Source organism: Bradyrhizobium sp. PSBB068, assembly GCA_016839165.1.
In the GTDB taxonomy this organism is placed as follows: domain Bacteria; phylum Pseudomonadota; class Alphaproteobacteria; order Rhizobiales; family Xanthobacteraceae; genus Bradyrhizobium.
In genome coordinates, this window is the sequence record CP069300.1 from 2,214,530 (window position 1) to 2,237,007 (window position 22,478).

The following is a 22,478-nucleotide window of genomic DNA, read 5'->3' on the forward strand; positions in this document are numbered from 1 at the left end:
GTCAGTTCTTGCGTGGCACGGGGGGCGTCGCGCCGTCCGGGCCGGCCGCGGCAACGTAGTTTTCGGGGAACGCCAGCGCGCTCGAGGACTCCGGCTTGCCGATCTTCGCGGGCTCGTTCAGCGTGGTCTTGCCGGTGGTCTTCTCAGCAGTTCTGGCAGCGTCATCGAGCAGCTTCTCGACCCGTACCAGGATATCCGCGCCGCGCTTGGTCAGCACCGGCGGCGGACCCGGCTTGGTTTCCAGCACGCGCGGCGCCGCGTTGGCCTGGGCATTGGCCTGCGCCGGCTGCGGCGGCAGCTTCTGGCCCATGCCGACGCCGTTGAGCTCGCGTACCTCCACGCCCTGATGCGCGGCGACCATGATGTCGTGCCAGGTCTGCGCCGGCAGCGAGCCGCCGGTCATGCGGTTGGTCGGCGAATAGTCGTCATTGCCGTACCACACCGCGCAGGTGAAGTTGCCGGTGTAGCCGACGAACCAGGCGTCGCGATAGGCATTGGTGGTGCCGGTCTTGCCCGCGGTCGGAATGCCGTCGAGCGCGGCGCGGCGCGCGGTGCCTTCACTGACCACGTGGCTCATCATGCCGGCCATGTCGGCGGCGATATTCGGCGGGATCGCCTGCCGCGGCTTCGGCCCGTCGCGGTCCCAGCGCCAGACGAGATCGCCGGCGCCGGTGCGCACCTCGAGCACCGAATGCGGCGTCACCGCCTTGCCGCGGTTCGGGAAGGTCGCATAGGCCACCGCGTGCTCCAGCACGGTGACTTCGTCGGAGCCGATCGGCAGCGACGGCGTATCCGGCAGCGGTGCCTTGAGGCCGAAGCGGCGCGCCACCTCGACGATCTTGGCGCGGCCGGCCTTCGGGCCTTCCTTGCCGCCGAGCATGATCGAGAGCTTGACCGGCACCACGTTGATCGAACGCGTGATGGCCTGGGTCAGCGTGACCTGGCCCGAATAGGAGTGGCCATAGTTCTGCGGGCACCAATTGCCGATGCAGACCGGGCCGTCCACGACCTTCGAGTTCGGCGTGAAGCCGTTCAGCAGCGCGGTGGTGTAGACATACGGCTTGAACGACGAGCCCGGCTGCCGGTAGGCGTCGGTGGCGCGGTTGAACTGGCTCGCGCCGTAATCGCGGCCGCCGACCATGGCACGGATGCCGCCGTCGAGATCGGACACCACGGTCGCGGCCTGCGTCGCGTGATAGTCGCGGCCGAACTGGCGGAGCTGGTTCTCGATCGCTTCCTCGGCCGCCTTCTGCACGTTGATGTCGATCGCGGTGCGGACCACGAAGACGCGCTCGGTGTAGGATTTCGGGAAGGTGTCGACCAGCTTGCGCATCTCGTCGAAGGCGTAGTCGAGATAGTAGTTCGGCGAGTTCTCGTCGCGCCGGTCGACCGCGACCGCCGGATTGCGGCGGGCACCGAACACCTGGCCCTCGGTCATGAAGCCGGCATCGACGAGGTTGTCGAGCACGACGTTGGCGCGGGCGCGCGCGGCGGGCAGGTTGATGTGCGGGGCGTATTTGGTCGGCGCCTTGAACAGGCCGGCGAGCATCGCGGCCTCCGCGAGGTTCACGTCGCGCACCGACTTGTTGAAGTAGAAATGCGCCGCGCCGTCGACGCCGAAGGTGCCGCCGCCCATATAGGCGCGGTCGAGATAGAGCTTCAGGATCTCGTTCTTGGTGAGGCGCGTCTCCAGCCAGATCGCGAGGAAGGCTTCCTTCACCTTGCGCTCGATGGTGCGCTCGTTGTTCAGGAACAGGTTCTTGGCGAGCTGCTGGGTGATCGACGAACCGCCCTGGCGGACGCCGCCGGCCTGCGCGTTGGTGACGAGCGCGCGGGCGAGGCCGGGCACGTCGATGCCGAAATGGTCGTAGAAGCGGCGGTCTTCGGTCGCGAGCGTCGCCTTGATCAGATTGTCCGGAAAATCTTCCAGCGGGATCGAGTCATTATGCTTGATGCCGCGGCTGCCGATCGGGTTGCCGTAACGGTCGAGGAAGGTCACCGCGAGGTCGGACTTCTTCAGCCAGTCCTCGTCAGCGGTCTCGCGGAAGGCCGGAATCGCGAGCGTCAGCATCAGGATCATGCCGCCGAGCCCGAGCGTTGCGGCTTCCGACAGCGGCTCGATGAACACCCAGCGCTTCCAGCGGCCGACATAGAAGCGGTCCATGAAGGTGGAATAGCGCTCGTAGAGCTCGCGCAGGCCCTTGCCCGACGAGAACAGCGTCGAGTCGATACGCGCATCGAGGTCCAGGAAGAAATTCCGGACCTTCTGTTTCCAATGCGACGGCACCGGGTCCCTTGATCAGTTCGACAGCGCTGCGGGCGCCCGAAATGGGCACAGGCCAGCGTCTTGCTTCGATGTTGCGGCAATCCCAAGGCGCTTTTGCGTCGTTGGGGACTCGTTCCACGTTCTATCCGAGCGGCTGCCATAAACCAATGGCGCGGCTGGTGAATTTAATGAAAGGCCTAACGCTGCCCACCGGCTTTTGCGACCCCGCAATCGCACCCCCTTGCGGAGCCGGCGCCGGCGTCCCAAGAAGGGTTGCACCGCCATTTCCAGGGACATCATGACCGCACCGCCCAAGCGCCCGTCGGACCAGGAGGGATTCTTCTGGAAAACCAAGACGTTGGAGGAGATGTCCAACGCCGAATGGGAAAGCCTGTGTGACGGCTGCGCGCGGTGCTGCCTGGAGAAGCTCGAGGACGAGGACACCGGCAAGATCTACTTCACCCATATCTCCTGCAAGCTGCTAGATGCCGGTCTGTGCGCCTGCAAGGACTATCCGAACCGCTCCGAGCAGGTTCCGGATTGCGTCCGTCTCACCCCCGAAAATGTCCGCACCCTGAACTGGCTGCCGCCGAGCTGCGGCTACCGCCTCGTGGCCGAGGGGCGGGACCTCTATTGGTGGCATCCCCTCATCTCGGGCGATCCCAACACCGTTCACGAAGCCGGGGTCTCGGTGCGCGGCCGGGTCGAGGGTACCGAGATCGATGTCAACGACGCCGATCTCGAGGATCACATCGTACGTTGGCCGGCCTTGCTGCCGAAACGAGCCCAATTGAAGAAGCGCCCGAAGGCCTCCAAGTAGATTTTCAGGACGTGGCGATGCCGTCGCCGGAACTGGTGCCGGCGCTGCCGCGATCACGTCATCGCGAGAACATCGCTGCGGGATGCACCCATGCGCTGGGGTGGCTGCCTCAGCAGGCAATTGCTGCATAAATTGCGAAACAGAGAATGATTCCATCGCGGGACGCGCCCGCGCAGCAGCATTACGCCCCAAATGAACAAGTATGAACGGCAGAGCCCGTGTCCTGCCGACCAATCCACATTGCCTGACGATATTGCCGAAGAGCTGTCTCACCTCCCGAGCGAGGTGATCGAACTCAGCGACGCGCCGCCGCTGGCGCCGCCGGCACCGCTCAATCCGGATGAAGTCCGCACCATCGTGATCAGCCTGATGCTGACGATGTTCCTGGCCGCGCTCGACCAGACCATCGTCGCGACCGCGCTGCCGACGATCGGACGCCAGTTTCACGATGTCACCAATCTTTCCTGGGTGATCACGGCCTATCTGCTGGCCTCGACCGCGGTGGCGCCGGTGTTCGGCACGCTGAGCGACATCTATGGCCGCCGCGTCATGATCATCACCTCGCTCAGCCTGTTCGTAGTCGGCTCGGTGCTGTGCGCGATCGCGCCCAGCATGACGATGCTGATCATTGCCCGCGGCCTGCAGGGGCTCGGCGGCGGCGGCATCATGCCGGTGGTCCAGACCGTGATCTCCGACGTCGTCACCCCGCGCGAGCGTGGACGCTATCAGGCCTATTTCTCCAGCGTCTGGATGGCCGGCGGCATTCTCGGCCCGGTGGTCGGCGGCGTGTTCGCCGAGCATCTGCACTGGTCGATGATCTTCTGGATCAACCTGCCGCTTGCAGCCGCCGCGCTCGCGCTGCTGCTGCCGAAGATGGGCAAGATCCCGGTGTTCCACCGCAAGCGCAAGGTCGACTGGCTCGGCGGCGTGCTGCTGATGGCCTCGGCCGTGGTGCTGATGCTGGTGCTGACCTGGGGCGGCACGCGTCTCTCGTGGCTGTCGCCGACCATCACCGCGATGATCGGCACCTCGATCGCGCTCGCCGGCGGCTTCGTCTGGCATGCGCGCCGCGCCGACGAGCCGTTCCTGCCGCTGTCGCTGCTCGGCGGCTCGGTGGTGCCGTTCGCGATGGGCGCGGGCGGCTGCGCGCTCGGCGCCATGGTCGGGCTCACCGTGCATCTGCCGCTCTATTACGAGGTGGTCTACCACCTCACCGCCAGCGAGGCCGGCCTGGCGCTGATTCCGCTCGCGGCGATCTCGACCTTCGGCGCGGCAATCGCCGGCCGGACCATGGCGAAGGCCAAGCACTACAAGCGGGTCGCAATCGTCGGCACCTCGGTTGCGGCAATCTGCGCCGTCGGCATGGCGATGACGACGCTGCCGCTCTGGGGATTGCTGCTTGTGATGAGCGTGTTCGCGCTCGGGCTCGGCACCACATTCCCGATCAGCGTGGTGTCGCTGCAGAACGCGGTGGCGCGGCCGCAGGTCGGCACCGTGACCGGCGCGATGAATTTCTTCCGGGCGATGATGGCGTCCTTCACGGTTGCCGCCTTCACCACGATCCTGCTGATGACGCTCGGCACCGACATCTCGCTCGCCGGCGAGCATCAGGCCGCGGCGGCGAGCACGGTCAGCGCAATCCCGATGGCCGACATGATCCATGCGTTCCGCTACGTGTTCGGCGCCGCCGCCGTGCTGCTGACCACCGCCTCGATCTGCATGATCACGATGGAAGAGCGCCCGCTCGCCGGCCCCGCCGCGCAGCCGGTGGAGATGGCGGAGTAGGGGCGGGCTTACGTCGCAGCGCAAGTTGCAGGCGGGACTCGTCGTTCGTCGTCCTGGCGAAAGCCAGGACCCATAACCACCGCCCTTCGGTGATGAGCGGGATCGCGGCCCCAGCGTCGCGCAGCAATTGAGATTTTGGGTAATGGGTCCTGGCTTTCGCCAGGACGACGGCGCGTATGTTGCCCGGTCATGCAGCTTGTTCGGTGTCATCGCCCGGTCGAGCCGGGCAGCGACGCGAGGAGAGATCGTCGCCCACGACTCTCATTTATTCCCGCTCTGCCTCATATTTATTCAGCCCGCCGGCGCCGACCCACTACTTTAGTTGCCGTCCGCGCATGGCGATCTGCGCGCAGTTTCACTTGCTGCGCATTTTGTCGCAGCTATAGTCCCGCCCCAAGAGCTCGAAGCAGCCGAACAAAAAGAGGAGAGAAACAGGGTGAAGAGAACATCGCGACTGCCTGTTCATGCGATGCAGCAACTTGCCGGAGCGGCCGTGTTGGGTCTTTTGGCAGCCAGTCCCAGCGGAGCGCTGGCGGCTGACACCCTCAAGATCGGCGTGATTGCCGAAGCGCAGGCAATCGCCGGCGCATCGATCCCGCAGGCGGCGCAGCTCGCCGCCGACGAGATCAATGCCAAGGGCGGCATCGACGGCCGCAAGATCGAAATCGTTTCTTACGACAATCACTCGTCCTCGGCGGATTCGGTGCGCGCATTCCAGCGCGCGGTCAACGAGGACAAGGTCAATGTCGTCATCTCGAGCTACATCAGCGAGGTGGTGCTGGCGCTCGAGCCCTGGGCCTCGCGGCTGAAGACGCCGTTCGTCACGCCCGGCGCCGCCTCGAACGAGATCAGCAAGAGCGTCCACGCCGACTACGAGAAGAACAAGTACACCTTCCACGGCTACCTGACCTCGGCGGCGCTGGCGCTGTCGGTCTGCGACGCCGCCAAGGAGCTTTTGGTCGATCAGAAGCACATGAAGACCGCGGTCATCATGAGCGAGGACGCGGCCTGGACCAAGCCGCTCGACGTCGGCTACGAGGAGTGCCTGCCGAAGATCGGGCTCAAGGTCGTCGACCATATCCGCTTCTCGCCCGACACCACCGACTTCACGCCGATCTTCAACAAGGTCGAAGCCGCCAAGCCCGACGTGATCATCACTGGCATCTCGCATGTCGGCGTGCAGCCGACCGTGCAATGGAAGAACCAGCAGGTGCCGATCCCGATGTTCGGCATTTCCTCGCAGGCGACCAACGAGACCTTCGGCAAGGACACCAATGATGCGGCGGAAGGCGTGCTGTATCAGGGCGTGTCGGGCCCGAACGTCGCGGTGACGCCGAAGTCGGTCCCGTTCGCGGAAGACTTCAAGAAGCGCTACGGCAACTATCCGTCGTATGCAGGCTACACCGCCTATGACGAGGTCTACTACATCGCCGATGCGGTGAAGCGCGCCGGTTCGGTCGAGGCCGACAAGGTGGTCGATGCGCTCGAGAAGACCGATTGGGAAGGCACCATCGGACGCGTCCAGTTCTACGGCAAGGACGATCCGTTCACCCATTCCATCAAGTACGGCAAGGGCCTGATCACCGGACTGATGCTGCAGTGGCAGGGCGGCAAGCAGGTCGCGGTCTGGCCGAAGGAGGTCGCCAAGAGCGATCTCAAGTTCCCGAGCTTCATCAAGCTCACCACGAACTGACTGATGATCATGCTCCCGGGCCGGTCCCGGGAGCATCGCTATTCAGTTCCGCATCCTCCACAACAGGCAGCCCTGCTGCCGCGGCCGATATGAGATGCTTGCCTTACAAATCCTGATCGATGGTTTTGCCATCAGTGCGCTCTATGCACTCGGCGCGACCGGCTTCACCCTGATCTTCGGTGTTTCCGGCGTCCTCAACCTCTCCCACGGTGCCATCATGGTGGCCGCAGCGGTCGCGGCCTGGGCCGCGGCCAGCGTGTTGCACCTCGACATCTACTCAGGTGCGCTGTTCGGGGTCGGCGTCGCGCTGATAGTCTCTTTCGCGACCTATTTCGCGGTCGTGAAGCCGATCCAGAATTCGACCCGGATCCCCAACGAGGAGAAGGAGATCTTCGTCCTCACCGGCACCCTGCTGTGGGGCATCATGATCCAGGAGCTGATCGCCTATTTCTTCACCAACAACGCCAAGACGGTGCTGCCGATCGTCGAGGGCGTCGTCGACATCTTCGGCAACCGCACGCCGCGCAACAACATCTTCACCGCGCTGGTGTGCTGCCTCGCGATCGGCCTGCTCTGGCTGCTGGTGAACCGCACCCGGACCGGCAAGGCGGTGTTGGCGGCCTCGATGAACCCGCGCGGCGTCACGCTGCTCGGGCTCGAGCTCACCCAGATCTACATTGTGGTGTGGGGCATCTACGGCATCCTCGCCGGCATCGCCGGTGTGCTGCTCGGCATGTTCTTGGGCGTCAGCTCCTACAGCGTCGGGCCGCTGACCGCGAGCGCGTTCTCGATCGTGGTGCTCGGCGGCCTCGGCAGCGTCTCCGGCTCGCTGATCGCGGCCTTCGTGGTCGGTTATCTCGAGACCATCACGGCCTACATGATCTCGCCGGCCTACCGCACCATTCCGGCGCTGCTGCTCTTGGTGTTCGTGATGTACATCCGGCCCCAGGGCCTCTTGGGGAGGCGCTGAGATGGCCAACTTCTTCACCTCGCGCCTGTTCTTCATCTCGCTGGTCTGCGTGGCGGTTGCGGCGACGCTGCCGCTCTACGTCTCGGGCTACATCCTCGGGCTCCTCACCGTCGCGTTCTATTTCGGCGTGTTCGCGATGGCCTGGGACCTGCTGTTCGGCTTCGCCGGCGAGGTCAATTTCGGCCCGACCTTCCTGATCGGCACCGGCGCCTACACCGCCGGAATCCTCAACAACCAGTACGGCTGGTCGGTCTATGTCTGCATCCTGCTCGGCGCGCTCGCCTCTGTTGTCGCGGGCTTCGTGCTGGCGCTGCCGGCGCTGCGGGTGAGGGGGCCGTATTTCGGCCTCACCACGCTGGTCGCGGTGCTGATGTTGCAGAATTTTGTGGTCGTTTTCGCCGATCTCACCGGCGGCGAGATCGGGCTGACGATCCCTGACGTCATCACCATCAATGCCGGCGCCAATTACTGGATCGCGCTCGGCTTCATGACCATCAGCGCCGCGATCCTGTACGGGCTGTCGCAATCGCCGGTTGGACTCGTGCTGCAGGCGAGCGGGCAGGACCCTGTGCAGGCGGGCGCGCTCGGCTTCAACATCGTCAAGCACAAGCTCGCAGCCTTCATCGTCAGCGCGTTCTTCTCCGGCCTGTCGGGCGCGCTGCTGGTGTTCTACTTCGGCACCGCCTCGGTCGGCACCGTGGTCGACGTCGCGGTCGGCGTCAACGTGATCGTCTCCGCCGTGCTCGGCGGCCGGCGCACCGTGCTGGGCGCGGCGTTAGGCGCGATCTTCCTGATCGTGGCCGGCGAGTTCCTGCGCCCGACCGGCGAGCTTGCCACCTTCATCGTTTCGGCGGTGGCGCTGCTCGTTGTCCTGTTCTTCCCCGGCGGTTTCCTCGGAGCGGCCCTGTCACGCGAGGCGCGCTCTTAAATGGATCAGACCGTGACCACAGCAACGCTCACCGTCCGCGGACTGACCAAGAGATTCGGCGGCTTGACCGCCGTGAAGAACCTCTCGTTCGACCTGCACCCGGGCGAGATCCTCGGTCTGATCGGGCCGAACGGCTCGGGCAAGTCGACCGCGATGAAGAGCGTGATGGGCATCGAGCGCCCGACCGCGGGAGAGGTGATCTTCGACGGCGAGAACGTCGCTGGCCTTCCCGCGCACAAGATCGCGCGCAAGGGCTTCGGCATGGTGTTCCAGCACTCGCGGCCGCTGAACCGGCAGACCGTGCTGGAAAACATCATGGTCGCGCTGCTGCCCGACAGCCTGTTCATGCTGTTTCCCGACAAGGCACTGACCGAGCGCGCCAAATGGATCGCCGAGCGCGTCGGGCTCGGCGCGGTGATGGATCGCCGTCCGCCGACGCTGCCGTTCGCCGATCTGCGCCGGCTGGAATTGGCGAAGGCGATCGCGCGCGATCCGAAGGTGGTACTGGTCGACGAACCCTTTGCGGGCCTCACCAGCGCCGAAGTCGGCACCTTCTCCGCCCTGATCCGCAGCTTCCGCGACGAGGGACGCGCGGTGATGCTGGTCGACCACAACGTCAAGAGCGTCGCGGCCCTGGTCGACCGCGTACTCGCGATGTATCTCGGCGAGGAGATCACGACCGGCCGCGCCGAGGACGTGATGAAGAACGAGACCGTGCGCCGGGTCTATCTCGGCGGCGCGATCGAGACCCACGCGCGACCCGAGACCTCGTTCAAGGACAAGGTGCCGCTGCTGCAGGTCGAGAATGTCAGCGTGCATTACGGCAAGGCGCAGGCGCTGGAGAACGTCTCGATCCACGTCCATGAGGGCGAGTTCGTCTCGATCGTCGGCCTCAACGGCGCCGGCAAGACCACGCTGTTCAACACGATCTCCGGCTTCCTGCCCTATACCGGCGAGATCCTGCGCGGCGGGCAGCCACTGCGCGGCACCGGGCCTGCCAAGATCGCCCGCTCCGGCCTCGTGCAGTGCCCGGAATCGCGCGAACTGTTCGGCGAGATGACGGTGCGGGAAAACCTCGATCTCGGCGGTCAGCATCTCGACGACGCGGCGCGGGCCAGGCAGCTCGCCTGGCTGTTCGAGCTGTTCCCGATCCTGAAGGAACGCCAGGGCCAGATGGCCCAGACGCTGTCCGGCGGCGAGCAGCAGATGCTGGCGATCGGCCGCGCGCTGATGATGCAGCCGCAGATCCTGATCCTCGACGAGCCGACGCTGGGACTTGCACCGGTCATCCTCGAACTGTTGTCGAAGGCGCTGGAGAAGCTGCGCCAGACCACCAAGATCACGGTGTTGCTCGGCGAGCAGAACGTGACCTTCGCGCTTCCGCATGCCGACCGCGTCTATGTGCTGGAGCACGCGCGGATCGTCTGGGAGGGCGATCCGGGCCGGTTCGCCGCGGAGGCCGGCAAGGACTTTCTCTGACGTTCAACGATTGAAAAATAACAAAGCAAAGGGAGACGACCATGTCAGGATATTCAACCGCCGCCCGCACGAGCCTGTTGGCTACCGCGCTGGCGCTCTGCCTCGCGGCACCGGCCTATGCGCAGTCCAAGGATCCGATCAAGATCGGCGTGATTGCCGAGGTGCAGTCGATCGCCGGTGCGGCAACCCCGGGCGGCGCGCAGATCGCGGCCGACGAGATCAACGCCAAGGGCGGCGTGATGGGCCGCAAGATCGAGATCGTCACCTACGACAACAAGAGCTCGTCGGCGGACTCGGTGCGTGCGTTCCAGCGCGCAGTCAGCGAGGACAAGGTCTCCGCGGTGATCGCGAGCTACATCAGCGAGGTCGTGCTGGCGCTCGAGCCGTGGGCATCGCGGTTGAAGATGCCGCTGATCACGCCGGGCGCCGCCTCGAACGAGATCACCAAGGCGGTTCACAACGACTATGAGAAGAACAAGTACACCTTCCACGGCTACCTGACCTCGGCAGCGCAGGCGCAGCTCGTCTGCGACGCCGCCAAGGATCTCCTCGTCGATAACCTCAAGTTCAAATCGGTGGCGATCATGAGCGAGGACGCCGCGTGGACCAAACCGCTCGACGCCGGGTACGAGGCCTGCCTGCCGAAGGCCGGCCTGAAGGTGGTCGAGCACATCCGCTTCTCGCCCGACACCACCGACTTCACGCCGATCTTCAACAAGATGGAAGCCGCCAAGCCCGACGTGATCGTCACCGGCATCTCCCATGTCGGCGTGCAGCCGACGGTGCAGTGGAAGAACCAGCAGGTGCCGATCCCGATGTTCGGCATCAGCGCGCAGGCGTTGAGCCCGACCTTCTGGGGCGACACCAACGGCGCCGCCGAAGGCGTGCCCTCGCTCGCGGTGGCGACACCGGACGTTGCGGTGACACCGAAGACAAAGCCGTTCGCTGCGGCCTTCAAGGCCAAGTTCGGCACGCCGCCGGCCTATACCGGCTACACCGCCTATGACGAGGTCTACATCATCGCCGAAGCGATCCAGCGCGCCGGCTCGACCGATCCGGACAAGATGGTCGCCGAGCTCGAGAAGACCGACTTCGAGGGCACGATCGGCAAGATCCAGTTCTACGGCAAGAACGACGAGTTCACCCACGGCATCAAGTCCGGCCCGGGCGCCGTCACCGGTCTCGTGTTCCAGTGGCAGAACGGCAAGCAGATCACGGTCTGGCCGAAGGCGATCGCGGAAGGGAAGCTGAAGTTTCCTGATTTCGTGAAGCTGTCGCAGTAATCGCGGCGCGAGCCAGCGCGAGATGGGGAGGGGCGGTCACGCGGGGGGCCGCCCCCTCTGCTATTTGCGCGTTGGTGGCGCGGTCTGGATCGTCGGCGCGGCGGCCGCGAGCAGCGCCGCGCGGTCACCGTTGCGCGGCGGATAGATGCGCTGCTGGTTGATGGTCTGTTTGGTGAGTTTGGCGGCGGCTCCTGTGGTGTGCACCTCGCGGTCCCAGCCGGTGGTGTAGAGCGCGCCCCAGGCCCCGAGATCGAGCACCGTCACATACCAGTCGATATTGAGCGGCAGCAGCTTTTCTCCGAACAGATCGGCGACCACGTTGTGTCCGGCAAAGCGGCCCATCGGACGCGCGAACTGGCACGACATCACGGTCGGGTGCTCGCCGTCGATCAGGCAGGACGCGACGTCGCCTGCGGCGAACACGCCGGGAAGGCCTTCGACGCGCATGCAATGATCCACCGCGAGGCGGCCGAGCGCGTCGCGCCTGGCCGGCAGCATCGCGGCGAGGGGGCTCGCGTGCATCCCGCCGCACCACACCACGGTCGCCGCCGGAATGATCTCGCCCGAGCTTAACGTGATGCTGTCGGCGCCGACGGCGCCAACCCTGACGTTCAGCCGTGTCTCGACGCCGAGCGCTGACAGCGCCTCGTTGATGACCGGGCGGCCATGCGCGCCGAATGTCGCGCCGACGACGGGATTGGGATCGATCAAGATGACGCGATGATGGCCCGCAATGCCGGCGGCCGCCAGCTTGGCCGACATTTCGGCGGCGACCTCGATTCCGGTGAAGCCGGCGCCGACGACTGCCACCGTCGAACGTGCCGGCGACGCCGGCTCCTTGCCGAGCGCCGCCAGATGCGCGTCGAGCCGCATCGCCGCTTCATGGGTGTCGACATCGAAGCCATGCGCGGCAAGGCCAGGAATGGCGGGGCGGACCAGCTCGCTGCCGGTCGTCAGCACCAGCCGGTCATAGGTCAAGGTCTCCGCGCCGGAGCTCGTCTTGACCACGACCTCGCGCTTTGCCGGATCGATCGCCGCGACTTCGGCCACCTCGTGCTCGACGCCGACCGGATCGAGCAGCCCGTCGAGCGGCAGCGCGACATCGGCGAGGTCGACCTCGTAATTGCGCACCCGGATGTTGTGATAGGCGTTGCGATCGATGACGAGGATCTCGGTATCTGCCGCCCGCGCGCCGATCTCGTCGCGCTTGCGGGCTGCGCCGAGCGCGGCCCACAGCCCCGCAAAGCCGGCCCCCAGCACCAGGATGCGCGCCATCGCTCCCTCCGATCTTCTCGCGGAGGGAGCTTGCCCGCGCAGGCGAGCTCAAATCAAGTGGGAAGGGCGCGAGCCGCTGCGTGATGCCTCACGTGCCCGGCCGCGATACCTCGGTCTCCTTGCTGGTGATGAACTCCAGCAGCACCGGCACGCCCTCCTTGGTCTTCTGGATGCCGCGCTTGATCGCGGGGATGATGTCCTCGGGCTTGGTCACCCGCTCGCCATAGCCGCCGAAGGCGCGGGCCATCGCGGCGTAATCGCCGGAGATGTCGGTCGAGCGGTATTTCTCGGTCGAGATCGGCATCACCTTCAATTCGATCGCCATCGAGAAATTGTTCAGCAGGATCGACATGATCGGAATCCGCTCGCGCACCGCGGTCTCGAAATCCATGCCCGTAAAGCCGATCGCGGCGTCGCCCCAGACGTTGATGCAGAGCTTGTCCGGTTTTGCCAGCTTCGCGCCCATCGCAAGACCGAGGCCGTAGCCGAGCTGCGTCGTCTTGCCCCAGCCGATATAGGACAACGGCTCGACCGACTTCCAGAACGGCGAGAGCTGGTCGCGCGGGCTGCCGGCGTCGTGGGTGATGATGGTGTTGTGGATGTCGACGGTGTGCTGCAGGTCCCACAGCACGCGATAGGGATTGAGCGGCGCGTCGTTGTGCGTCAGCTTCGGCATCCACTTGGCAAGCCACTCGTTGTGGGAGGCGGCGATCTCCTCGGCGACCACGCTCGCGTTGCGGTCCGCGGTCACGGTCTTGCCGATCTCCTCCAGCAGTGCGTCGAGCACGAGGCCGGCGTCGCCGACGAGGCCGATCTTGGCCTCGACATCCTTGTTGATGTGGTTCGGGTCGAGCGTCGAATGAATGATGGTCTTGCCCTTCGGCATCGCGATGCCGAACGATGTTTCGGTGAAGGAGCAGCCGATGCCGAAGATCAAATCGGTCTCGGCGAGGAATTTCGGCACCGCGCGCGGCACCGCAAGGCCGCCGGAGCCGAGCGACAGCGGATGCGTCTCCGGGAATGACGACTTGCCGCCGAGGCTCGTGGTGACGGGGATCGCAAGCCGCTCGGCAAGGCGCTTCAGCTGCGGCCAGGCCTTGGCGTAATGCACGCCCTGGCCGGCATAGATCACCGGACGCTTGGCGTTGACGAGCAGGGCGGCCGCTTCCTTGATGTGAACGGGATCGGCGCCGTAGCGGGTGCGCAGCACCGGCGTGTAGTTCAAGGGCTCCGGCACCTCCTCGTTCCACATGTCGGCGGGGATCTCGACGATCACAGGGCCACCGCGGCCGTTCTTCAATCGGGTGAAGGCGCGGCGAAAGATGTTGCCGACTTCGGCCGCGATGTTGATCGGCTCCGAGGATTTCAAGAACGCCTTCATCGCCTGGCTGGAATTGAAGTTCGGATCGATGTTGGCGAGCCTGCGCGCATAGCCCATCGGCAGCACCAGCACGGGCACGGATTCGCCGTAGCACTGCGCGACGCCGCCCATCGCGTTCTCGGCGCCCGGGCCGTGCTGCATGCAGAACGCGCCGATCTTCTCGCCCGAGGTGAGGCGCGAGATCGCGTCCGCCATGTGCACGCCGATGCGCTCCTGCCGCACCATCACGGGGCGGATATCGGCGGCGGCGGCGTATTCGATCAAATGGTTGACCGGGTAGCCCGTGAGGATCTCGATCCCCTCGCGCTTCATGATTTCCGCGATCGCGGTGCCGAGCTTCATGACGGTCACTCCCTTTGGATGCGGCCGGTTCGCTCCGGCCTCGTTGTCGTCCTGTCCGATAAAGGAACAGGATTCCGCCGACCGGTAAAGCCGAGCGGCGGGCCGGATCGGGTAGTCCTGATATGCGTTTACGCCCAATCGCGGCTGGTCGCCGCGCGGGGCGAGGTCAGGATGCAGGCAAAACTAGCAGGGAGTTTCTCTGCAACCCTTAAGCGATCGTTCATCCTGTCCCTCAATGGGCCGTCAACCAATGTGGCCTAGTTTTGCTGGCATATTACAACGGCGCGGGACAAAACGCCGCGAGCGTCGGACAGGAGCTTTTCATGCGCGCGTTGCTAGCAAGGTTTCTGCGTGACGAGGTCGGGGCGACCGCGATCGAGTACGCCGTCATTGCCGGTGGCATCAGCATCGTGATCGTCGCCGGCGTCAAAGGCATCGGCACCAGTGTGAGCGGCCAGTTCAGCGCCGTCGGCGCGGCATTCAAGTAAGCGTTGCCGGTTACGCTTCCGCTTCAGCCGCCTTCGCAGCTCCGTTCCACGCGCGCAGAACCGCGATGCGCGCGAATATCAGCCTGCTGGCCCCCTCGTTTCGCGGCGTTGATCAGATGCTCGATCGCGATCTTCCGGCGTGCTTCCTGCTGGCGTCGTCCGATAATGTCATGATGTAGTCGGCGGCCTACTGCAGCGTCAGCAGCGTTCCGCCGCGATGTAGTGCGACCGGTTCGTCAGGCGGCGTCGACCAAGGCATCTTGACGAGGACGTCTCAGGCGCGGCGGCTCGAGGTCATCCGGCGACTGCCGGGGGAGGCCTCGTCAGCCGGCCTTCTTCCGCGCCGCAGTGCCCTGCGCCCGCGTCGCCTTCTCGGCCTTCTTCGGCTCGGGCTTGGTGGCTTCCTTGGGCTCGCGCTTGCCGCTGCCCGAGATCGGCAGCAGCATCTCGCGCTGGCCCTCGATGCGCTTCTTCGGCTTCTTGCCCTTCGCTGCCTTTGCATCGGCTTTCGCCGGCGCGGCCTGCTTCTCGTTGGCGAGGCTCTTCTTCAGCGCGTCCATCAGGTTGATGACGTTGCCGCTGGCCTTCGCCGCGGGCTTTGCGATCTTGATGCCGTTGCGCTTCTGGTTGATCAGGTCGATCAGCGCCTGCTCGTAGCGGTCCTCGAACTCCTCCGGATCGAACTCGGCGGACTTCTGCTCGACGATGTGCTTGGCGAGATCCAGCATGTCCTTGGTGATCTTCACGTCCTGGATGTCGTCGAAATATTCCTTTTCGCTGCGCACCTCATAGGGGTAGCGCAACAGCGTGCCCATCAGCCCGTTGTCGAGCGGCTCGAGCGCGATGATGTGCTCGCGGTTGGTCAGCACCACGCGGCCGATCGCGACCTTGTCCATGCTGCGGATGGTCTCGCGGATCACCGCGAAGGCGTCGTGGCCGACCTTGCCGTCGGGAACGAGATAATAGGGGCGGATCAGATAGCGGCTGTCGATCTCGGACCGCGGCACGAATTCGTCGATCTCGATGGTGCGGGTCGAATCCAGCGCGATGTCGTCGAGCTCTTCCTTCGTGACCTCGATATAGGTGTCGGTGTCGACCTTGTAGCCCTTCATGATGTCTTCGGATGAGACTTCCTCGCCGGTCTCCGCATCGACCTTGGCGTATTTGATCCGGTGGCCGGTCTTGCGGTTGATCTGGTTGAAGGAGACCTTCTCGGTATCCGACGTCGCCGGGTACAGGGCAACCGGGCAGGTCACGAGCGAAAGGCGCAAAAAGCCCTTCCAATTGGCGCGAGGGGCCATAGGGAAAACTCCGATTACGCAACCGACGGAACGGTCAAGGATAACACCGGGAACCCCAGTTTGAAACAACATGGCCCGTTGAATCTGGCAACGGCGTTAACCGTGGCTTCAGCCTGCGCCGGTTTGACGCGGTGACCGCAACGGCCGCCAGGCGCACCGGAACATCGCTCCGGGTCCCGCGTTGGCCTTTCGAACGGGAGCGGCAATCGCCGGAATCACAGACACTTAAGCAAAGAGGTCGCCATGGCCAGGGAACGACACGGTCAGATCATCGAAACCCCGACCGAGGCGCGCCAGGCCGAGCCCGGACCCTCGGTTCTCGCACTGCTCTCGGCCTCGACGGGGCTCGCGGTCCTGATCCTCGGTCTCATCTGGTTCGCCTTCTTCCGGGGGTGACGCTGCCAGCGCCGGTTTCCCGCGTGCGAGGCGTTCATTGTTAGATCGAGACGCAACCAGCGCCACCCTGCGCTTGCAACGCTGTGGGCGGACGATCACGTCTGTGCCTCTGGCCCGCGCCGCGCACGCGGCCGTGTGGATCCTCGGTCTTGAGGATCGTCTGGATGCGTCACGCGCGTCTGCGGCGCGCGGTGCATGCTGCCGTGACCGCTGAAGTCAAAGCCCGGACCATGTCGCGCAGAATTTTTTGAACCAGGAATCTTCTCGATCGACGGCGCGCGACGTCACGAGATTTTGCACCCGGAATCTCTGATGCACGCTGCCCGTGGCGCGTCACGAGATCATCGAAATTGACTGCTAGCTGATTTGAATCAGATACGCCTCGAGCTTGAGATGTTCTTTCCGCGCGAAGAGAAAAACCCGTTGCTGGCGCGCCTCAAAGAGAAGAGCGTTTCAGGTGTCTTCGTCGGGCTGACGGTGCTGGCCATGGCGGGATGGATCTATCTGCTCAGCTCGATGTTCCTGAAATTCATGCTGTGGTGGTTCTCCTGAGGCGCTTCGCGCGCGAGGCCAACCGGCGTCGGCGCCTGATCATTGTTGCGCCGTTTGCTTGCACAAGAATTCCAGCGGTTGAGCATTCTTTCGGCGCGCCCCATCATGATGTTGTCACAAGTCTGAATGTTAATAACATCACGGCTAACGTGGACGATTGTGATGGTCTCTTCTGTTTTCATTCTCGCGACGGTATTCGTCGCAGGCTTCTTCTCCGGCTTTGCCGCGCGCTCATGGCGGTCGCACAAGCGCCGCGCGCAGTATCAGATCCATGCGCCCTATGTGGCGCCGTCAGCCGCCAGATCGCCGCGGCGGGACCAGCCGCTCAGCGCGTTCGGCCACATGCGGCGCGCGTTCTAAGCGTGGAACGTTTGGCGGGCACCCGGAGGTCGGGTGGAGCGGCGGATGAGTTGGGGTTTGGCGGGCAACATGCAATCGATCGTCTTGTCTCCGTCCATTGCGGCAGCCGGACTGGTCGTGTGCCAGCCCTGGATTGACCTCGCGGAAGGATGCGCCGATCGCGAGGGAACTTGCGCAGCATGAGTGATCTCAGGGGGCACTCGCCGAGGCGGTATGTCGTTGACGTCAGTGGCCGGCGTGTGCTGGTCGGCCTCACGCTTGAAGAGACCTCGGAATTTGAGGGATTGGACACCTCTCTGCCGGTACTGGATGGGCCAGCCCCCGCCGGGGAGACCTTGGGCGCCGAGACGATGCCGTCGGCAGTCGAGGGACAGTGGCTCGAACTCTATGACAAGCACGGCAAGGCCTGGATCAAGTGGAAGGCCGACCTGAGGGCCGGGCAAGGGCGCGATTCACCCTTTTTTAACTAAGACCGGGCGATTTTGAGCGATACTGCCTGAATGGCCCGAACCGGATACTGACAGATGTTTCAGCTGTTTTTGCGGGCTCGCGCGCATGACCTGATCCGGTCGCGGCGTAGCGAGGAAGGTTTCAAGGCACGCTCGGCCGAGCGCGACGCCGAGACCGATCGCGCCCGGATCGGATCGATCATGGCCGCAATCGAGGCCGCGCTACAGGCAGCCGAAAGCGAGCAATCCGGCCTCGGCCGTCGTGTCGACGACGTTCTGGCCCGCGCCGCGGTGACTCTCGGCAACGGCACCGACGAATATCTGGAACGCGAGGCGCTTGACAATTATCATCAGGACCTGTTTGACGCCGAGATCTCCAACGGCCAGCGTCGGCTGAAGGAACTGGCGACCGAGATTGCGCACTTCAAGTTCATGAAGGCCGCGGTGCTGAGCCGCTTCCCGGACTATAAACCTGCGGCCGCCGGCAACTGACGCACCCTGCGGCCGGAACGCGAAGGCAGAAGCTGCGGCCCGCGCTCGATCGCGTGTGCGGCTTGGCCCAGCGCAAGGCGAAAGGCACAGGCGAAACGTGGTGATCGCAGGCAATCTACTCGTCACGGGCTGCGCCGGCTTCATCGGCTTCCATCTGGCGGAGTATTTGCTGCGGGCAGGGCAGCCGGTCGTCGGCATCGACAATCTGAACCAATATTACGACCCGGCGCTCAAGCATGCACGGCTCGATCTGCTCAAGCAGCACCATGGTTTCACCTTCCTGCAACTCGATCTCGCCGATCGTGCCGGGATGAAGGCGCTGTTCGAGCGCTATCGCTTCGAGGTCGTGGTGCATCTCGCCGCCCAGGCCGGCGTGCGCTACTCCCTGCAGAACCCGCATGCCTATGTGGATTCCAATCTGGAGGGCTTCCTCAACATTCTCGAGGGCTGCCGACATACCGCATGCCGGCATTTGCTGTTTGCGTCCTCATCGTCGGTCTATGGCGCCAACACCAAGCTGCCGTTCTCGGTCCACGACAACGTCGATCATCCGATCAGCCTGTACGCCGCGACGAAGAAGGCCAACGAGCTGCTCGCGCATTCCTATAGCCACCTCTATCGGATCCCGACGACGGGGCTGCGGTTCTTTACCGTGTATGGGGCCTGGTATCGGCCGGACATGGCGCTCTTCGCGTTCGCGGATGCGATCACCAAAGGGAAGCCGATCCAACTGTTCAACAACGGCAACATGCGGCGCGACTTCACCTATGTCGATGACGTGGTCGAAGCGATGGTGCGGCTGATCGGCCGGGTCCCCGAGGGCGACGTCAACTGGTCGGGAGCGCATCCCGATCCGGGATCGAGCAAGGCGCCGTGGCGGATCTACAATATCGGCAACAGCAGGCCCGAAGACCTGATGCATGTGGTCGCGCTGCTCGAGCGCGGCTTCGGCCGACAGGCCGAAAAGCAGTTGTTGCCGATGCAACCTGGAGATGTCCTTGAGACATCGGCAGATGTCTCCGATCTGGAGCGTGACATCGGCTTTCGGCCGCAGACGCGGATCGAGGACGGCATTGCCAAGTTTGTTGCCTGGTATCAGGCATATCACAACGTCGATCGGACGTAGTGCGCTCCTCGCGAATCCAGGCGCGAGAAAAAACCTGGCCAAGCTTGGAATGGAGTCTGGCAATGCGAGTTATCAATCGTTTTGCGGTTGTCGCGGCAGCGGTCATCTTCAGCGCAGTGACTCCGGCGCACGCGATTGACGCCCAGGTCGCACGGGCCTGCGACGCGCTGGTGGCGCGGGCATTTCCACCGCGGCAACCTGGCAATCCCGCTTCGGGCAGCGCGAGGGGCGGCGCGAAGGATGAGCGGGACTATTTCAACACGTGCGTCGCCAATGGCGGAAAAATGGGCGACGAGACGCATCCCAAGTCGAAGTAGCGCAGCGACCGCGGCGCGTCGTGAATTAGCGTTCCTTATGGCAGTGATGGCGCGAACGGCTGTTCATCGCGCTCGATCATGCGAGCGCCCGGCAGATGAAGCCCGAGCCGCTCGCGCCTTCTGCTGCAGCTGAATCGCGCCAGCGGCACTGTCTTGAATTAGAATAGTATTGTCGCGTCTGGCGCGGCCGAGGCGAATTTCTTGCACGACCGAACGTGCAGCGTCGTATTCTTTCGTCGCATCGTGGGAGCCGATCGGAGCGTTTGTTATCCGGCGGCGCGGCGACACCGGTAACGGTTCGAAACATTTTGCGAACGGTGTGGATCGCGGCATTGGTCGCTGCATCCATGCTGCTCGGTTCGACCTGTTATGCGCAGAGCAAATCTGGTCGATCCAGCGCAGCAGATTTAGTGTGTGTACGCCGGCGTTGGTGGAATATCTGGTTCGAGGCTGGAACACCTCTTCAAGCAACCGGCCTCTGACGCGGCGACATTGCGATCGCTCGCAAGCATGCCGCCGGTTTCAATCGCAATCGCAGCCAGCAATGATCGTCGAATGATTTTATGCTCTTGGTCGCACTCCACGGCCGGCGCCGACTGCGCTATTTGGCTGCGCGTCGCATCACTGCCGCAAGCATCCCATCGCAACGACAGAATACGGCCATCGATTAAACCTTTCGCGATCAGGTTGTGGAAGCGAAAACTGGAAAAATTACTGTCGGTGTGATGTTGGTCGCAAACCTGCCCCATTAACCGCTTTCCATGTGCGTGATCTAACTCTGTCATCGAAACTTCAATCACATCGCTCATACCCTTAACCGCAGAGCGAGGGCGCGCCATGAAGCAGCACAAGATTCAACATTTGCATCAGCCGATCGAGGAGGCGTTGCTCGCGACTAACCAATCGCTGCGCAACGAGGTTGTTGCGCTGATGTTGGATATCGCTGAGCTGCGTGAAATTCACGAGCGCCCGGTTGCGTCCCGCTCGTTTGGTGTATCGCGTCAGCAGACTGCCCCGCGCGCCGCATTGCACCGGGGTTCATCGCTGACATTCGTCTGCGAATTCCTTACTGCGCGATTGCCACCACTTTCGCGCCGGCGCGGCGAGGGTGGTGGTTCGTCCGTGCTCGCGGACAACTCTATCTAAAATAGAAGCGCGGATTGGGCTGCCGGATGCCGGCGGCTTCGGCAACAGGTCTGTGGTGGACAGCGGGGCCGGGTCAGTGCTCTTGGCGCACCGGCTTGTGCGCTACGACATCGGACAGACGCTCGCGCAGGATCCAGGTCTGCAACACCAGCTCGACGGCGGTATGCCGGAGCTCGGAAGTCTCCGCGACCAGGCGTTCCAGGACATCGGTCGCCTCGCTGGGCGGGGATTGCTTTCCTTCGAAGACCTTGAGACGCGCCATAGTGTCGATCCCCGTAATAATTGTCGATCAGAAGCTGGCTCTGACAAGCGTCAGCACGGAATAGTTCGCGGATTGTCGGGCGGTGGTGCCGCCTGATGGCCTCGGGTGGGAAAGCGCCTAATCGATAATTCGTGGATCGCGTTATTAGTGTTAGGTTTCGTGAAAATAATCCTCAAATATGTTGAAGCTCTCGTGACGCCTAACGTCTCTGTAACTATCGCTGCACGTGCGCGCCTGCAAGCCGCCGAACGCTGGGGTTGCGGGATTAATTTGCTGGAGTGCTGTGAAACTCTCGCTTGACTGGCGACGTAGATATCGCAGAGGCATGACGCACTCACAATCTGTCGAAGGACCGATTGGATGTTCTCATTTGCTTCTCATTCAGGAATGCAAACGGTGCGCCAGTTACCCAGATCAAATTCTCATACGCAGAAAGTCGTATAACTTTTCCTGTGAGGTCGGTTCGGCGCGGGAATATCGCTCAAATATTCCGGTAAATACCTTGCAGGTTCGGCGTTTCTTCGCAAAATGCAGCGTTATCGACGGCAAATTCGAGGCTCCCGAAGGCCCCCCGGGGAATCCGTAATTTGAATTTCCTGTTGCATTTACATAGCTTATAGGCCATGCGATGATTGCTAATCTAGGGGGCAATGAGATGACCAATGAGGCGTCATTCAACTGACGAGATCAGTTCCAAGGTCAAGCAGGCCGAGGAACTCATGGCGCGGGGGCAGTCACAAGCCCAAGCGTGCAAGGTGCTGGGCGTTAGCGTGATGACATTTCACCGCTGGCGCAAGCAGGAGGCCGAACGCGGCCACCCGGGGAATGGTACTGTGACCGCACTTGCCGCTCGCACCGATGATCGAGATGGGATCCCCCACGCCCATAACCGTATTGACGAATTGCGGCTGGAAAATGAACGGTTGCGCCGGATCGTAACCGACCTATTGCTCGAGAAAATGAAGATCGAGGAGAAGCTGGCGGTCAGGTCCAGCGGCGGGAACGGTTTGCCCCGCCGTGGTGAAGTCCAGAGCTGACCAAGGCTCATCCGTTAATGGATTCGTGAGGGCCTGGGAGCCAGCAACAGCTGGTCGCTCAGATGCGCTTTTTCTGATCGTGCGCGTAGCTCTTCGAGGATTGGACGCAGCCTCGCCTGTGCGAGGTCCAAGCCGTTGACGATGTCCTGATTCGGCATGTCGGCCGGAAAGCGGGCCGATCGGAGCTTTGTTTCGACCGCCTTGACCAGCACCTCGACGTCGTCGCGGTGCTGGCCAGCGACCAGTTCGGCGCCCATCAGGCGGATCAAGTGGAGGAGGGCTACCAGCGCGGCCTCGGTTTCGCCAGCCGATGAACTCATGGACGCTCTC

At 63.7% G+C, this 22,478-nt stretch carries 23 protein-coding genes and 1 pseudogene; 17 read left to right on the forward strand and 7 right to left on the reverse strand.

Features of this window, described 5'->3' with window-relative positions:
* Window position 1: 1 nt before the first annotated feature.
* On the reverse strand, window positions 2-2,287 hold the full coding sequence (locus tag JQ507_10255) for a PBP1A family penicillin-binding protein (protein ID QRI71823.1): 2,286 nt from the start codon (window positions 2,285-2,287) through the stop codon (window positions 2-4).
* A 277-nt stretch (window positions 2,288-2,564) separates the two neighbouring features.
* Here JQ507_10255 and JQ507_10260 point away from each other — a divergent pair, with 277 nt between their 5' ends.
* The 7 genes from JQ507_10260 (at window position 2,565) to JQ507_10290 (ending at window position 11,224) form a co-directional block, all read left to right on the forward strand.
* Window positions 2,565-3,086 (forward strand): YcgN family cysteine cluster protein, encoded by a 522-nt coding sequence (locus tag JQ507_10260; GenBank protein QRI71824.1) that lies wholly within the window; start codon window positions 2,565-2,567, stop codon window positions 3,084-3,086.
* Window positions 3,087-3,278: 192 nt separating this feature from the next.
* Window positions 3,279-4,871 carry an MFS transporter gene (locus JQ507_10265; protein ID QRI71825.1) on the forward strand — a complete coding sequence of 531 codons (1,593 nt, stop codon included), beginning with the start codon at window positions 3,279-3,281 and terminating at the stop codon, window positions 4,869-4,871.
* A 469-nt stretch (window positions 4,872-5,340) separates the two neighbouring features.
* Complete coding sequence (locus JQ507_10270; protein ID QRI73278.1) at window positions 5,341-6,564, forward strand: ABC transporter substrate-binding protein; 1,224 nt, start codon at window positions 5,341-5,343, stop codon at window positions 6,562-6,564.
* Window positions 6,565-6,658: 94 nt separating this feature from the next.
* A complete protein-coding gene (locus JQ507_10275) occupies window positions 6,659-7,534 on the forward strand; it encodes a branched-chain amino acid ABC transporter permease (protein ID QRI71826.1) in 876 nt (291 codons plus the stop codon).
* 1 nt (window position 7,535) lies between these two features.
* On the forward strand, window positions 7,536-8,462 hold the full coding sequence (locus tag JQ507_10280; protein ID QRI71827.1) for a branched-chain amino acid ABC transporter permease: 927 nt from the start codon (window positions 7,536-7,538) through the stop codon (window positions 8,460-8,462).
* The gene (locus JQ507_10285) at window positions 8,463-9,941 is read left to right on the forward strand and encodes an ATP-binding cassette domain-containing protein (protein ID QRI71828.1); all 1,479 of its coding nucleotides are present in this window, start codon (window positions 8,463-8,465) and stop codon (window positions 9,939-9,941) included.
* Window positions 9,942-9,982: 41 nt separating this feature from the next.
* Window positions 9,983-11,224 (forward strand): ABC transporter substrate-binding protein, encoded by a 1,242-nt coding sequence (locus JQ507_10290; protein QRI71829.1) that lies wholly within the window; start codon window positions 9,983-9,985, stop codon window positions 11,222-11,224.
* Window positions 11,225-11,284: 60 nt separating this feature from the next.
* On the opposite strand, the gene JQ507_10295 is transcribed toward JQ507_10290, so the two are convergent.
* Window positions 11,285-12,499 (reverse strand): FAD-dependent oxidoreductase, encoded by a 1,215-nt coding sequence (locus JQ507_10295; protein ID QRI71830.1) that lies wholly within the window; start codon window positions 12,497-12,499, stop codon window positions 11,285-11,287.
* Window positions 12,500-12,587: 88 nt separating this feature from the next.
* Complete coding sequence (locus tag JQ507_10300; protein ID QRI71831.1) at window positions 12,588-14,222, reverse strand: thiamine pyrophosphate-requiring protein; 1,635 nt, start codon at window positions 14,220-14,222, stop codon at window positions 12,588-12,590.
* A gap of 323 nt (window positions 14,223-14,545) precedes the next feature.
* On the opposite strand from JQ507_10300, the gene JQ507_10305 reads away from it, so the two are divergent.
* Complete coding sequence (locus JQ507_10305) at window positions 14,546-14,710, forward strand: Flp family type IVb pilin (protein QRI71832.1); 165 nt, start codon at window positions 14,546-14,548, stop codon at window positions 14,708-14,710.
* Between the two features lie 323 nt (window positions 14,711-15,033).
* Here the strand turns inward: JQ507_10305 and JQ507_10310 are convergent, their stop codons facing one another.
* Window positions 15,034-16,011, reverse strand: a complete 978-nt coding sequence (locus tag JQ507_10310) for a Ku protein (GenBank protein QRI71833.1) — start codon at window positions 16,009-16,011, stop codon at window positions 15,034-15,036.
* Between the two features lie 243 nt (window positions 16,012-16,254).
* On the opposite strand from JQ507_10310, the gene JQ507_10315 reads away from it, so the two are divergent.
* The 7 genes from JQ507_10315 to JQ507_10345 all read left to right on the forward strand — a co-directional run bounded on the left by JQ507_10315 (window position 16,255) and on the right by JQ507_10345 (window position 19,703).
* Window positions 16,255-16,407: a hypothetical protein gene (locus JQ507_10315; protein QRI71834.1), complete on the forward strand. Its 153-nt coding sequence runs from the start codon at window positions 16,255-16,257 to the stop codon at window positions 16,405-16,407.
* A 393-nt stretch (window positions 16,408-16,800) separates the two neighbouring features.
* Window positions 16,801-16,959 carry a hypothetical protein gene (locus JQ507_10320; protein ID QRI71835.1) on the forward strand — a complete coding sequence of 53 codons (159 nt, stop codon included), beginning with the start codon at window positions 16,801-16,803 and terminating at the stop codon, window positions 16,957-16,959.
* Window positions 16,960-17,121: 162 nt separating this feature from the next.
* Window positions 17,122-17,319 carry a hypothetical protein gene (locus JQ507_10325; protein QRI71836.1) on the forward strand — a complete coding sequence of 66 codons (198 nt, stop codon included), beginning with the start codon at window positions 17,122-17,124 and terminating at the stop codon, window positions 17,317-17,319.
* A gap of 179 nt (window positions 17,320-17,498) precedes the next feature.
* On the forward strand, window positions 17,499-17,789 hold the full coding sequence (locus tag JQ507_10330; protein ID QRI71837.1) for a hypothetical protein: 291 nt from the start codon (window positions 17,499-17,501) through the stop codon (window positions 17,787-17,789).
* 54 nt (window positions 17,790-17,843) lie between these two features.
* Entirely contained in the window at window positions 17,844-18,260 is a 417-nt protein-coding gene (locus JQ507_10335; protein QRI71838.1) for a hypothetical protein, read from the forward strand.
* Between the two features lie 103 nt (window positions 18,261-18,363).
* Window positions 18,364-19,386 carry an NAD-dependent epimerase gene (locus JQ507_10340; GenBank protein ID QRI73279.1) on the forward strand — a complete coding sequence of 341 codons (1,023 nt, stop codon included), beginning with the start codon at window positions 18,364-18,366 and terminating at the stop codon, window positions 19,384-19,386.
* A gap of 62 nt (window positions 19,387-19,448) precedes the next feature.
* Window positions 19,449-19,703, forward strand: coding sequence for a hypothetical protein (locus tag JQ507_10345; protein QRI71839.1), 255 nt, complete (start codon window positions 19,449-19,451; stop codon window positions 19,701-19,703).
* A 407-nt stretch (window positions 19,704-20,110) separates the two neighbouring features.
* Here JQ507_10345 and JQ507_10350 read toward each other — a convergent pair whose 3' ends face one another.
* Window positions 20,111-20,512 carry a hypothetical protein gene (locus JQ507_10350; protein QRI71840.1) on the reverse strand — a complete coding sequence of 134 codons (402 nt, stop codon included), beginning with the start codon at window positions 20,510-20,512 and terminating at the stop codon, window positions 20,111-20,113.
* 28 nt (window positions 20,513-20,540) lie between these two features.
* Between JQ507_10350 and JQ507_10355 the strand changes: the two are divergent.
* Window positions 20,541-20,747, forward strand: a pseudogene (locus JQ507_10355) (hypothetical protein).
* Window positions 20,748-20,922: 175 nt separating this feature from the next.
* On the opposite strand, the gene JQ507_10360 reads toward JQ507_10355, so the two are convergent.
* On the reverse strand, window positions 20,923-21,111 hold the full coding sequence (locus JQ507_10360; protein QRI71841.1) for a hypothetical protein: 189 nt from the start codon (window positions 21,109-21,111) through the stop codon (window positions 20,923-20,925).
* A gap of 662 nt (window positions 21,112-21,773) precedes the next feature.
* On the opposite strand from JQ507_10360, the gene JQ507_10365 reads away from it, so the two are divergent.
* On the forward strand, window positions 21,774-22,148 hold the full coding sequence (locus JQ507_10365; protein ID QRI71842.1) for a helix-turn-helix domain-containing protein: 375 nt from the start codon (window positions 21,774-21,776) through the stop codon (window positions 22,146-22,148).
* 14 nt (window positions 22,149-22,162) lie between these two features.
* Here JQ507_10365 and JQ507_10370 read toward each other — a convergent pair whose 3' ends face one another.
* On the reverse strand, window positions 22,163-22,468 hold the full coding sequence (locus tag JQ507_10370; GenBank protein QRI71843.1) for a hypothetical protein: 306 nt from the start codon (window positions 22,466-22,468) through the stop codon (window positions 22,163-22,165).
* Window positions 22,469-22,478: the final 10 nt, after the last annotated feature.

Coding starts and splice junctions, on each gene's coding strand:
- JQ507_10260 (QRI71824.1), top strand. CDS start 2,565: ATGACCGCACCGCCCAAGCGCCCGTCGGACCAGGAGGGATTCTTCTGG.
- JQ507_10265 (QRI71825.1), top strand. CDS start 3,279: ATGAACAAGTATGAACGGCAGAGCCCGTGTCCTGCCGACCAATCCACA.
- JQ507_10270 (QRI73278.1), top strand. CDS start 5,341: ATGCAGCAACTTGCCGGAGCGGCCGTGTTGGGTCTTTTGGCAGCCAGT.
- JQ507_10275 (QRI71826.1), top strand. CDS start 6,659: ATGCTTGCCTTACAAATCCTGATCGATGGTTTTGCCATCAGTGCGCTC.
- JQ507_10280 (QRI71827.1), top strand. CDS start 7,536: ATGGCCAACTTCTTCACCTCGCGCCTGTTCTTCATCTCGCTGGTCTGC.
- JQ507_10285 (QRI71828.1), top strand. CDS start 8,463: ATGGATCAGACCGTGACCACAGCAACGCTCACCGTCCGCGGACTGACC.
- JQ507_10290 (QRI71829.1), top strand. CDS start 9,983: ATGTCAGGATATTCAACCGCCGCCCGCACGAGCCTGTTGGCTACCGCG.
- JQ507_10295 (QRI71830.1), bottom strand. CDS start 12,499: ATGGCGCGCATCCTGGTGCTGGGGGCCGGCTTTGCGGGGCTGTGGGCC.
- JQ507_10300 (QRI71831.1), bottom strand. CDS start 14,222: ATGAAGCTCGGCACCGCGATCGCGGAAATCATGAAGCGCGAGGGGATC.
- JQ507_10305 (QRI71832.1), top strand. CDS start 14,546: ATGCGCGCGTTGCTAGCAAGGTTTCTGCGTGACGAGGTCGGGGCGACC.
- JQ507_10310 (QRI71833.1), bottom strand. CDS start 16,011: ATGGCCCCTCGCGCCAATTGGAAGGGCTTTTTGCGCCTTTCGCTCGTG.
- JQ507_10315 (QRI71834.1), top strand. CDS start 16,255: ATGGCCAGGGAACGACACGGTCAGATCATCGAAACCCCGACCGAGGCG.
- JQ507_10320 (QRI71835.1), top strand. CDS start 16,801: ATGTTCTTTCCGCGCGAAGAGAAAAACCCGTTGCTGGCGCGCCTCAAA.
- JQ507_10325 (QRI71836.1), top strand. CDS start 17,122: ATGGTCTCTTCTGTTTTCATTCTCGCGACGGTATTCGTCGCAGGCTTC.
- JQ507_10330 (QRI71837.1), top strand. CDS start 17,499: ATGAGTGATCTCAGGGGGCACTCGCCGAGGCGGTATGTCGTTGACGTC.
- JQ507_10335 (QRI71838.1), top strand. CDS start 17,844: ATGTTTCAGCTGTTTTTGCGGGCTCGCGCGCATGACCTGATCCGGTCG.
- JQ507_10345 (QRI71839.1), top strand. CDS start 19,449: ATGCGAGTTATCAATCGTTTTGCGGTTGTCGCGGCAGCGGTCATCTTC.
- JQ507_10350 (QRI71840.1), bottom strand. CDS start 20,512: ATGAGCGATGTGATTGAAGTTTCGATGACAGAGTTAGATCACGCACAT.
- JQ507_10360 (QRI71841.1), bottom strand. CDS start 21,111: ATGGCGCGTCTCAAGGTCTTCGAAGGAAAGCAATCCCCGCCCAGCGAG.
- JQ507_10365 (QRI71842.1), top strand. CDS start 21,774: ATGAGGCGTCATTCAACTGACGAGATCAGTTCCAAGGTCAAGCAGGCC.
- JQ507_10370 (QRI71843.1), bottom strand. CDS start 22,468: ATGAGTTCATCGGCTGGCGAAACCGAGGCCGCGCTGGTAGCCCTCCTC.